The organism is Plantactinospora siamensis (assembly GCF_042434095.1).
In the GTDB taxonomy this organism is placed as follows: Bacteria; Actinomycetota; Actinomycetes; order Mycobacteriales; family Micromonosporaceae; genus KBS50.
In genome coordinates, this window is the sequence record NZ_JBHLUE010000012.1 from 151192 (window position 1) to 162281 (window position 11090).

Annotated in this window: 6 protein-coding genes, 1 tRNA gene and 2 pseudogenes; 1 reads left to right on the forward strand and 8 read right to left on the reverse strand. The window is 75.5% G+C overall.

Annotated elements, in window-relative coordinates; genetic code table 11:
* Nucleotides 1–75: 75 nt before the first annotated feature.
* The 5 genes and pseudogenes from ACFFHU_RS17215 to ACFFHU_RS17235 form a co-directional block, all read right to left on the reverse strand.
* Complete coding sequence (locus tag ACFFHU_RS17215; protein ID WP_377340119.1) at nt 76–258, reverse strand: hypothetical protein; 183 nt, start codon at nt 256–258, stop codon at nt 76–78.
* Between the two features lie 80 nt (nt 259–338).
* Nucleotides 339–548 (reverse strand): hypothetical protein, encoded by a 210-nt coding sequence (locus tag ACFFHU_RS17220; RefSeq protein WP_377340146.1) that lies wholly within the window; start codon nt 546–548, stop codon nt 339–341.
* An 86-nt stretch (nt 549–634) separates the two neighbouring features.
* On the reverse strand, nt 635–2389 hold the full coding sequence (gene selB / locus ACFFHU_RS17225; protein ID WP_377340120.1) for a selenocysteine-specific translation elongation factor: 1755 nt from the start codon (nt 2387–2389) through the stop codon (nt 635–637).
* A gap of 227 nt (nt 2390–2616) precedes the next feature.
* Nucleotides 2617–3903: pseudogene (selA, locus tag ACFFHU_RS17230) on the reverse strand (L-seryl-tRNA(Sec) selenium transferase); the annotation flags it as partial.
* Nucleotides 3904–3962: 59 nt separating this feature from the next.
* Nucleotides 3963–4055 (reverse strand) — tRNA-Sec (locus ACFFHU_RS17235).
* A gap of 88 nt (nt 4056–4143) precedes the next feature.
* Here ACFFHU_RS17235 and ACFFHU_RS17240 point away from each other — a divergent pair.
* Complete coding sequence (locus tag ACFFHU_RS17240) at nt 4144–4866, forward strand: carbon-nitrogen hydrolase family protein (protein WP_377340122.1); 723 nt, start codon at nt 4144–4146, stop codon at nt 4864–4866.
* Nucleotides 4867–5026: 160 nt separating this feature from the next.
* On the opposite strand, the gene nrfD is transcribed toward ACFFHU_RS17240, so the two are convergent.
* The 3 genes and pseudogenes from nrfD to fdh all read right to left on the reverse strand — a co-directional run.
* Complete coding sequence (gene nrfD / locus ACFFHU_RS17245) at nt 5027–6211, reverse strand: NrfD/PsrC family molybdoenzyme membrane anchor subunit (RefSeq protein WP_377340124.1); 1185 nt, start codon at nt 6209–6211, stop codon at nt 5027–5029.
* Nucleotides 6208–7299, reverse strand: a complete 1092-nt coding sequence (locus tag ACFFHU_RS17250; protein ID WP_377340127.1) for a 4Fe-4S dicluster domain-containing protein — start codon at nt 7297–7299, stop codon at nt 6208–6210. Before ACFFHU_RS17250 ends, nrfD begins: the two co-directional genes overlap by 4 nt.
* A gap of 70 nt (nt 7300–7369) precedes the next feature.
* Nucleotides 7370–10684 (reverse strand): annotated as a pseudogene (gene fdh, locus ACFFHU_RS17255) (formate dehydrogenase); the annotation flags it as partial.
* Nucleotides 10685–11090 lie beyond the last annotated feature (406 nt).

Sequence of the window (11090 nt, forward strand, 5' to 3'; positions counted from 1 at the left end):
CGGCGCCGCTGCCTCGCCGGCCGGCGCCGCTGCCTCGCCGGCCGGCGTCGACCCGGCCGACGGGCGGCGCCGGGCTCAACCCGTGGAGTTGTTGGCCCCCGGCTTGGTCAGCTGCCAGACGACCAGGGCGGCCGCCGCGGCCACCAGCAGCAGCGTGTTGGACACCCGGTGCGAGCCGTCGCGCTGGTTGCTGCCCAGGTAGATGACGGCCAGCCCGGCCAGGATGGACAGGAACGTGCGTAGCCCCCGGTTCTTCACGAGCCGACGGTAGGGCCGCCGACCGGCCCGGACCGGACGAATCCCCCGGCTGTCCCCCGGTCAGGGGGCTGCCACGCCGGTCAGGCGTCGACCTCCAGGCTGTCCAGCCCGATCTTCTGGTAGGCCAGCCAGCGGGCCAGCGCGGGCATGCCGAGCAGCCACAGCGGGGCCGACTCGGTCGTGCCGTTCGTGGCGTACACGGCGAACCGCAGGTCGGGCGCCCGGTACGCCTCGATCCGCCAGCGGTGGTTGCTGTCCCGCCAGATCGCCGCCGGGTCCCCCAGGTCCACGTCCACGGCCTCACGCTAGGCCCGGTGTGACCAGCAGGTGCGGCTTTCCGCCCGTCCCTCCGGTCGATCACAGCGTCTACCGCATCCTAGGACGCTAGGGTACGGGTCCCGTCGTCCGCCCGCCGGGTCACCCCGCGCCGGTCCAGCAGCTCCAGCAGCGGCACGGCCACCCGCCGGCTGGTGTCCAGCGCCTGCCGGGCCGCGCTCAGCGTGAACGGCTGCGACAACCCGGCCAGCACCTTCGCCGCCGCCTCCGGCGCGTCCGGCAGCAGCACCACGGTCTCGGCCAGCCGGAGCACCCGGCCGGCCCGTACGGCGGCGCCCAGCTCCCGCGCGCCGAGACCCAGCTCCGCCAACCGGGCCGCCTCCGGCGCCTGGAACGGCGCCCCGGCCAGCTCGGCGGCCAACCGGTCGACGGCCGCGGCCACCGGCCCGGGCAGCCCGGGCGCCTCCGGGCCGACCAGCACCCGACCGGCGGCCAGCCGCAACGGCGGTCGGATCAGGGCCTCGACCAGGATCCGTTCCGGCAGGCCCAGCCGCTGGCGCAGGGTCTCCACCGGTACGCCCGCGGCCAGCGGATCCGCGGCCCGCTCCCGGTGCACCTCGGCCACCAGCCGGCCGGCCAGCCCCGTCCAGTGCGCCGGGTCGGCATGCCACTGTCCGGCCACCGGCTCGCCGGTCGGGGACACCCCCATCCGTTCCAGCTCGGCCCGCCGGAGCAGGCCCCGGCGGCGCAGCTCGGACGCCTCATCCGGCCGGCCGTTCAGGGTGGCCAGCACGGCCGCCCGATCCGCGGCCGCGCCCCGGCGCCGCAGCGCGGGCGGCGCCACGTCCAGCACGATGACCCCGCCCGCGACGTGCCGCCGGCCGGGGTCGCGCAGCAGGGCCCGGTCGCCGACCCGCAGCGGCAGCGCGCGGGCCAGCCGCAGCCGGGCGGTGTCCGGGCCCAGCGGGCGGACCCGGGCGGCCACGGCCGCCGAGCCGGCGTGCAGCATCAGCTCGGACCCGAGCTCCGCGACCGGATCCCCGGCCAGCCGCACGTCGAGCACGTCGGTCAGGCCGAATCGGCCCGGCGTGAGCAGGACGTCGCCGCGGCCGATCGCATCCCGCGGAACGCCGCGCAGGTTCACCGCCACCCGGGCCACCGCGGCCACCTCGCCGGTGGCGCGGCCGAGCGACTGCAGGCCGCGTACCCGGACCCGCTGGCCGCCGGCCAGCTCCAGGTCGTCCCCCACCCGCAGGGTGCCGGCGCCGAGCGTCCCGGTCACCACCGTGCCGCTGCCGCGGATCGAGAAGGACCGGTCCACCCACAGCCGGACCGGGGCGGTCGGGTCCGCCGGTGGGAGCCCGGCGACCAGCCGGTCGAGCTCGGCCCGCAGCCGATCCAGCCCGGCCCCGGTGGCGCCGCTCACGGCCACGGCCGCCACCTCGCCCAGCGAGCTGGCCCGCAGCTCGTCCCGGGCCAGCTCCAGGGCGGGCGCCGGATCGGCGAGGTCGGAGCGCGTCACCACCAGCAGCCCGTGGGCCACCCCGAGCGCGTTCAGCGCCGCCAGGTGCTCGGCCGACTGCGGCATCCACCCCTCGTCGGCGGCCACCACGATCATGGCGGCCGGGACCGGGCCGACTCCGGCCAGCATGTTGGGCACGAACCGTTCGTGTCCCGGGACGTCCACGAACGCCAGCACGGCGCCCGAGGGCAGGCCGGTCCAGGCGAACCCGAGGTCGATCGTCATGCCCCGACGCCGCTCCTCGGCCCAGCGGTCCGGCTCCATCCCGGTGAGCGCCCGGACCAGCGTGGACTTGCCGTGGTCGACGTGGCCCGCGGTGGCGATGACGTGCATCAGCGGCGCCCGCCGGCCCGCTCGGTCTCCCCCGCCGCCACCTCGCCGGCGGCGTCCACTCGGCCGGTCCCGGCGGCCGCCGAGGAATCGGCGCGGCCGTCCGCGACGACGCCGGCGCCCGCCGCCACGACTCCGGCGTCGTCCGCGTCCGCCGCCACGACTCCCGCGCCGTCGGCGTCCGCCGCCACGACTCCCGCGCCGTCCGCGTCAGGGGCGGCGGCGGCGCGCAGCACGGCCCCGACGAGCCGGTCGTCCTCGGCCGGCGGTACGCAGCGCAGGTCCAGCAGCAGCCGGGCCCGGTCCACCCGGCCGAGCACGGGTGGCGTGCCGGCGCGCAGCGCGGGGGCGTACCGCTCGGGCAGCGCGACCGCCCACGACGCCAGCTCGACGCCGGGCGCGCCGCCGCCGCCGACCACGGCGGCCGTGCCGACCACCTCGGCGGCGAGGCCGGCGGCGCGCAACGTGGCGCACAGCCGCTCGGCGCGGTCCCGCAGCGCGCCCGGGTCGGCGAGCAGGGCCCGCCGGGTGGGCGTCTCCGGCCCGGTGAGGGTGGCCCGCAGCGCGGCGAGGGTGAGCTTGTCCACCCGCAGCGCGCGGGCCAGCGGGTGCCGGCGGAGCCGCTCCACCAGCTCCGCCTCGCCGAGCAGCAGCCCGGCCTGCGGGCCGCCGAGCAGCTTGTCCCCGCTCGCGGTCACCAGCGCGGCGCCGGCACGCAGCGCCGAGGCGGCGTCCGGCTCGTCCGGCAGCGCCGGCTCGGGGGCCAGCAGCCCGGAGCCGATGTCCACCACGACCGGCGCCGGCAGGCCGGCCAGCTCGGCCACCGGTACGGCCGAGGTGAACCCGCGGACCACGAAGTTCGACGGGTGCACCTTGAGCACGAAACCGGTGTCCGGCCCGATGGCCGCGGCGTAGTCGGCCGCGGTGGTGCGGTTGGTCGTACCGACCTCGCGCAGCCGCGCGCCGGTGCTGACCAGCAGGTCCGGCAGCCGGAACCCGTCGCCGATCTCCACCAGCTCGCCGCGGCTGACGACGATCTCCCGCCCGGCCGCCAGCGCCGTGGCGGCCAGCACCAGCGCCGCGGCGCCGTTGTTGACCACGTGCACCGCGCCGGCGTCCGGGACGGCGGCGGCCAGCGCGGCCAGCGTGGAGCGGCCCCGCCGGGCCCGCCGGCCGGTGGCCAGGTCCAGCTCGACGTCGGTGTGACCGCCGGCCGCTACCAGGGCGTCCAGGGCGGCCGGCGACAGCGCCGCCCGACCCAGGTTGGTGTGCAGCACCACGCCGGTGGCGTTGAGCACTGGGCGCAGCCCGTCGACCGGTCCGGCCAGCGCCGCGGCGGCCACCTCGGCGACGTCCTCGGGCCGGATCTCGCCCGCCCGGGCCCGCCGCTGGGCGGCCACGACGGCGGCCTTGACCGCGGGCCGGCCCGCCGTGCCGGCGGCCTCCACCAGCCGCGGATCGGCCAGCACCACGTCGGTACGCGGGATCCGGCGCCGTGCGTCGGCCGGCCCCTGCATGCGCTGCTCCCTGCCCGGTACGGGCCGGCGGCCGAGCGCCGGCCACCGGCATGACGTAACGGAGGCGGACGGGAATCGAACCCGCCCAGCCCGGATCCCGGGCCACACCGGTTTTGAAGACCGGGAGGGGCACCAGCCGCCTGAACGCCTCCGTCGGTCACTTAACCACACCCGCCTCGGCCTCGCCGGACGGGGCACGTACCCCGCCACCGGCGCCCGCTCCGGCGATACGGTGACCGGGTGCGGATCGGTGCCTGCCAGACGCCGGAGGTCCTCGGCGACGTGGCCACGGCGACGCGCGTCATGCTGGACTTCGCCGACCGGGCGCAGGTCGACCTGCTGCTGTTCCCCGAGTGCTTCCTGCAGGGCTACCTGGTCACCGCGGAACACGTCCGGCGGCAGGCGGTCGACCTCGGCTCGCCGGACCTGACCGCGCTGCTCGCGCCGCTGGCCCGGGTCCGGCCGACGCTGGTGTTCGGCGTGCTCGAGCGGTGCGGGGACCGGTACCACAACACGGCCCTGGTGGTGGCGCGCGGACGGGTCCTCGGCCGCTACCGCAAGACGTTTCTGACCCCGGCCGAGTCGATGTTCACCCCCGGCGAGGCGTACCCGATCTTCGACTGCGCCGGGGTCCGGTTCGGGATCAACATCTGCTACGACACCGGCTTCCCCGGCGCGGCCGCCGCGGTGGCCGCCGGCGGGGCGGACGTGCTGCTGGTCCCGGCCCAGAACATGATGCGCCGGCAGGCGGCGCTCCGGTGGCGCGACCTGCACACCGAGATCCGCCTGCGGCGGGTCCGCGAGACCGGCATGTGGCTGGCCTCCGCCGACGTCACGGGAGAACGAGACGAACAGCGGATCGGTCTCGGTCCGACCTGTGTGATCGACCCGGCCGGCCGGGTGGTGGCCCAGGTGCCGACCGGGACGACCGGCATGGCCGTCGCCGAGATTCCGCCGCCCTGACCGCCCGCGCGCCAGGTGCCGACATGCTGCCCCGCCGCGACGGCGCGGCGGGTGGCCGCGCCGGGTAGCGACGACGGCGCGGCGGGTGGCGACGAGTTGCCCGACGGGGCGGCGCCGGCCGGCCTACCGGGGCCGGTCGCCGTCGACCGGGCCGGTCAACCTATCGGGGCCGGTCGTCGCCGGCTTGGGCGAGCCGTTCGCGCTGCGGCACCACCGTGTACCGCGGGTCGCGGGCCGAGGCGACGCCGCCGTGGAAGATGCCGAACCGGGTGGCCACGGACGCCCCCAGCAGCACCGCGCCGGAGACCGCAGACGCCAGCCGGCTGCGCCGGCCCAGCAGCGCACCCACCACGCCTAGGGCGGTGAGGTTGCGGCCAGTGCGCAGCAGCCGGCCGGCGGATCCGGTGCGGTAGGGCTCGCTGAGCAGGCCGAGCCGGTGTTCCACCCGGCGGGCCGCGGCCAGCTCGACCGCCGCGCCGGCCACCGCGAGCCGCCGGGCCGGACCGGCCTGGTCGACCGGCGCGGCCAGCAGCCCGAGGCCGGCGCCGCTGGCCAGCGCGCTGCCGCCGAACACGAACGGCAGCTCCGGGTACGCCTCGTGCCACGACGGCACGGCCGTGTCGGCCAGCAGCACGGCCGTGTACGTGGCCAGCGCCGGCGCGGTGGCCGCGGCCGCCAGCCCGGCGGCCGCGCCGACCGGAGGGAGCAACCGGCGGCCGAGACCGAGCACCCCGCGCTCGGGCAGCACCGGCGCGAGCTCGGACACCGCCGCCACCCCCGCCGCCGGGCCGAACGCGGCGAGGATCCAGGTGCCCACCGACATCGGCGAGGTCGGCTTGGCCACCCGCAGCATGTGGTGGAAGCGGCTGGGCCGGCCCAGGTCGTTGACCAGGAAGTAGGTGCTCGCGCCGACCGCGCCGAGCGCGCCGATCCGACCCGCCCGGCGCAGCGCGGGCCGGCCGGTGAGCTGCGCGCCCGCCGCCATCAGGGCGGATCCGGCCGCCAGCCCGCCGGTGAACAGGTAGGCCGCGATGTCCCACTTCCACACCGGGGCCTTGAGGATCGGCCGGCCGTAGTAGGAGGTGAATTCGGCCGGCGGGACGTTCATCGGCTCGCCGCCGCGGGCCCGTCGCCGCTCGCCCCGGCCGCGGCCGCCGGCCGGGCGCTCCGGCGCCTCCGGCGGGGGCACCGCCACGCCTCCGGGCGCCGGCGGCCGGACCGGCAGGTCGCGTTCCCGCGGCGGGGCGGCGGCGCCGAGGCCGGCGGTGCCGATCTCGGCCAAGCGGTCGGTGAACTCGCGGAACCGCCGGCCCACCGGCTCGCCCCCGGCGTCCCGGGCGGTCACGCCGACCGTCCCGCGAACGCCACGACGGCCGCGGCCGCCATGGTGAGGGCGGCCAGTCCGGCCCGGCGCCACATCCGGGGCAGGTCCCGGGTGGTCACCACCGGGTCCGGCGGCAGTCCGTACACCTCGGGCTCGTCCAGCAGCAGGAAGAACGCGCCATCGCCGCCCACCCCGTCGTTGGGGTCGTGCCCGTAGAGCCGGGCCTCCGGCACGCCCGCCTCGTGTAGCGCGTCGACCCGCTCGGCGGCGCGCTCGCGCAGCTCGTCGAGCGGCCCGTACTGGATCGACTCGGTCGGGCAGGCCTGCGCGCAGGCCGGGGTCTTCCCGGCCCCGATCCGGTCGTAGCACAGCGTGCACTTCCACGCCCGGCCGTCGTCCTTGCGCTGGTCGATGACGCCGTACGGGCAGGCCGGGATGCAGTAGCCGCAGCCGTTGCAGATGTCCTCCTGCACCACCACCGTGCCGAACTCGGTCCGGAACAGCGCTCCGGTGGGGCACACGTCCAGGCAGGCCGCGTGCGTGCAGTGCTTGCACACGTCGGACATCATCAGCCAGCGGAAGTCCGTACGCTCGGTGAGCCCGGTCGACCGGCCCGGCGGCTGCGCGCCGGGCATGCCGAGGAACTGCGACCCGCCGGGCCCCGCGGCACCGGCCGGCGCGACGGCGGCTGCCGGTCCGCCGGCCATCGCGGCAGCTGCCGCCGGCGCCGGCGCCGGCGGCAGCCCCGGGTTGGTGCCGGTGTCCTTGCTGGTCGTGGACGCGATCGCGGCGTTGGCGGGGCTGCTCGGCGGGCCGGCCGGGGTGCCGGCGAAGGCCGGGGTCGCCCCGCCGAGCGGGCGCGGCTGCTCGATGAACGCCACGTGCCGCCAGGAGTTCGCGGTGAGCGCGCCGGTGTTGTCGTACGACATGCCCAGCAGGTCCATGCCGTGCTCCGGGACGAGGTTCCACTCCTTGCAGGCCACCTCGCAGGCCTTGCAACCGATGCAGACGCTGGTGTCGGTGAAGAACCCCATCCGCGGCGGCGCCTCGGTGTACCCGGCGTCCGGCGCCGGGTCCAGCGGCCCGTACAGGCTGTTCGACTGGGTCATCGGCTCAGCTGCTCCCGTCCGTGTCGGCGCGCTGCGCCGTGGCGGCCCGGCCACCGGCGCCCCGGCCGCCGGCGTCGTGGCGGCCCTCGGCCTTCACCCGGGCCGAACGCTCCCGCTCCAGCCGTTGGGCCTCCTGGGCCGCGTCGGTGGTGACGACCGGGAAGGCCGGCCCCTGGTCCAGCCCGGCGCGCCGGCGGTAGTCGGCCACCAGGTCCAGCAACGCCCTGCCGGTGGGCCGGCGGCCGGAGCGGAGGTCGCAGGTGCCCACCTTGCTCTCCTGGATGAGCACGTTGGGGTCCAGGGTGATCCCGAACAGGTCGTTGGCCGCGTCGCCGCGGACCAGGCCCTCGTAGCCGAAGTGGTACGGCAGCCAGATCTGGTGGATCTTCCGGCCCTCCACCCGCAGCGGCGTCAGCCGGTCGGTCACCAGCACCCGGGCCTCGATGGCGGCCCGGCTCGAGACCAACGTGGCCCAGCCCAGGTGCTCCAGCCCGCGCTCCGCGGCCAGCTCCGGGGACACCTCGACGAACATCTCCGGCTGCAACTCGGCCAGGTGGCGCACCGTCCGGCTCATCCCGCCGGCCGTGTGGTGCTCGGTGAGCCGGCTGACCATGAAGACGTACGGGAAGACGTCGCTGTGCTGCTGCGGCGGGCTCGGGTTGATCGGGTTGTCCGGCCGGTCGTACGTCTTGCGGGTCGGGTTGCTCTGCTGCCCGTAGAGCGGGTTGCGGATCGGCGACTCGGCCGGCTCGTAGTGCGTCGGCATCGGGCCGTCGATCAGCCCGCTCGGCACGTACAGCCAGCCCTTGCCGTCGCCCTGCATGATGAACGGGTCGTCGCCGGCGATCCCCTCGACGCCGCTGGTGCCCTCGGGCGGGCGGTACGAGGGCGGCTTCGTCTTCTCGAAGTCCGGCACGTCGTACCCGGTCCACTCCCCCTTGTCGGCGTCCCACCAGACGTACTTCTTCCGCTCGCTCCACGGCCGGCCCTCGGGGTCGGCGGAGGCGCGGTTGTACAGCGTGCGCCGGTTGGCCGGCCACGCCCAGCCCCACTCGGCGGCCACCCAGTCCTGCTCGTGCCGGGACTTGCGCCGGGCCGCCTGGTTCACCCCGTCGGCGTAGACGCCGGAGTAGATCCAGCAGCCCATCGCCGTGGACCCGTCCTCCTTGGCCTCCAGGTAGCTGGCCAGCGGACGGCCGGTGGTCACGTCGTACCCGTTGATCTCGCGCAGCACCGCCTCGGCGCTGGGCTCGACGTGCGGACCGTGCGTGGGGTAGTCCCAGGCCAGGTCGAGCAGCGCCCGGTCCCGCGGCTGCGTCGAGCCGGCCAGCTTCTCCCGGATGACCCGGCCCAGGTGGTAGAAGAACCACAGCTCGGAGCGGCAGTCGCCCGGCGGGTCGACGGCCTTCTCCCGCCACTGCAGCAGCCGCTGGGTCTGGGTGAAGGTGCCCTCCTTCTCCACGTGCGAGGCGGCCGGCAGGAAGAACACCTCGGTGCGGCACTCTTCCGGCACGATCTCGCCGGTGGCCACCTCGGGACCGTTCTTCCAGAAGGTGGCGCTCTCGATCATGAACAGGTCGCGCACCACGAGCCAGTCCAGGTTCGCCATGCCCAGCCGCTGGGCCCGGCCGTGCGCCGAGCCGACGGCCGGGTTCTGGCCGAGCAGGAAGTAGCCCTTGACCTTCCCGTCGATCATGTTGAGGACGGTCTGGTACGTGCCGTGGTCGCCGGTCATCCGCGGCAGGTAGCCGTAGCCGAAGTCGTTCTCCGGCGTGGCCGCGTCGCCCCAGTACGCCTTCAACAGGCTGGCCGCGTAGGCCCGGGCGCCACCCCAGAAGCCCTTCTGGCCGGGGTGGCGGATGCTGTCCACCCACTCGTCGAAGGTCGGGTGGTCGGCGTGGTGCGGCATCGGCAGGTAGCCGGGCAGCAGGTTGAACAGCGTCGGGATGTCCGTCGAGCCCTGGATGCTGGCGTGCCCGCGCAGCGCCATGATGCCGCCGCCGGGCCGGCCGACGTTGCCCAGCAGCAGCTGGATGATCGCCCCGGTCCGGATGTACTGCACGCCCACGGTGTGCTGGGTCCAGCCCACCGAGTAGACCAGGACGCCGGTGCGGTCCCGGCCGGAGTTCTCGGTCCAGGCCCGGCACAGCTCGAGGAAGCGCTCCTGCGGGATGCCGCAGACCTGCTCCACCATCTCGGGGGTGTAGCGGGCGTAGTGCCGCTTGACGATCTGGTAGACGCAGCGCGGGTGCTGCAGCGTCTCGTCCCGGTCGACCTCGCTGCCCACGGGCGCGCCGTGCGACTCGTGCCGTAGCCCGGCCGCGGTCTCCCGCTGGGTGGCGGTCTCCTCCTGCGAACCGTCCGTGGTGTGGCCCTGATATTGCCAGCTGCCCTGGTGGTAGCTGCCGGTGTCGGGGTCGAAGCCGGAGAACAGCCCGTCCAGCTCCTCGGTGTCCCGGAAGTCCTCGCCCACGATCGTGGCCGCGTTGGTGTACGCCACGACGTACTCGCGGAAGTCGAGCTCGTTGTCGAGGATGTACCGCACCACGCCGCCGAGCAGCGCGATGTCGGTGCCGGCCCGGATCGGCAGATAGCTGTCGGCCAGCGCGCTGGTGCGGGTGAACCGCGGGTCGACATGGAAGACCTTGGCGCCGCGCCGCTTGGCCTCCATCACCCACTGGAAGCCCACCGGGTGGGCCTCGGCCATGTTGGAACCCTGGATGACGATGACGTCAGCGTGGGCGAGGTTCTGCTGGAAGTCCGTGGCGCCGCCGCGGCCGAAGCTGGTCCCCAGACCGGGGACGGTGGCGGAGTGTCAAATACGGGCCTGGTTCTCGATCTGTAGCGCGCCGGCCGCCGTGAACAACTTCTTGATGAGGTAGTTCTCCTCGTTGTCCAGCGTCGCGCCGCCCAGGCTGGCGAAGCCCAGCGTCCGGTTCAGCGGTCGCCCCTCGGAGTCCGCGTCCTCCCAGGTCTGCGCGCGGGCGGCGATGACCCGATCGGCGATCATGTCGAGAGCGACGTCGAGGTCCAGGTCCTCCCACTCGGTGCCGTACGGCCGCCGGTAGCGGACCTTCGTCTGCCGCAGCTCGCTGGTGACCAGGTTCTTGCTGGCCGAGCCCTTGGGGCACAGCCGGCCGCGGGAGATCGGGCTGTCCGGGTCGCCCTCGATCTGCAGGATCTGGTTGTCCCGGGCGTACACGCGCTGACCGCACCCCACGGCGCAGTACGGGCAGACCGACCGGGCGACCGTGTCGGCCTGCTCGGTGCGCGGTTCGAGGGCCTTGGAGCGCGCCGACTTCGCGGCAGCCCCCCGCCCCAGCGGGTCCGTGCCGGTGAGCTGCCGGTATACCGGCCACTCCCCGAGCCAGGTACGCACGCCCACGTACGGCACCTCCCTTGGCCGTTGGTCGGCCTGCCGTCCACCCCCGGAAGGGCCGGACGGACCGACAATAGATCAGCTACCCACGGCCCGCACGATGAACCCTCGGCACGGAAAAGAAGCGCCCTCGGTTCTGGAGGGCTGCGCGACCACGATGCAAGGAAGGGCCCCTTCTTATCGTTTCCGGTAGAGCAGGGGTCCCCTGTTAACGGGTCCGGGAGATGCCGCTGGCCGGGTCCCCGGTGTGGGGCCCGGCCAGCGGCATGGGTGGTGTGGTGGTGGTGTCAGCTGTTCCAGTACTGGGCGGTCAGGTCGGCGGCCTGGGACTCCCACTTCGCGTAGGCGTCGGGGTAGGCCGAGACCTGGACCTTCTGCGCGGCGTCGGTCAACGGCATGTCCTGCCAGCCCG

Bases quoted from the DNA above. Each gene is read 5' to 3' on its own strand.
- selB (WP_377340120.1), bottom strand. From the start codon at position 2,389: ATGCACGTCATCGCCACCGCGGGCCACGTCGACCACGGCAAGTCCACG.
- ACFFHU_RS17250 (WP_377340127.1), bottom strand. From the start codon at position 7,299: ATGACCCAGTCGAACAGCCTGTACGGGCCGCTGGACCCGGCGCCGGAC.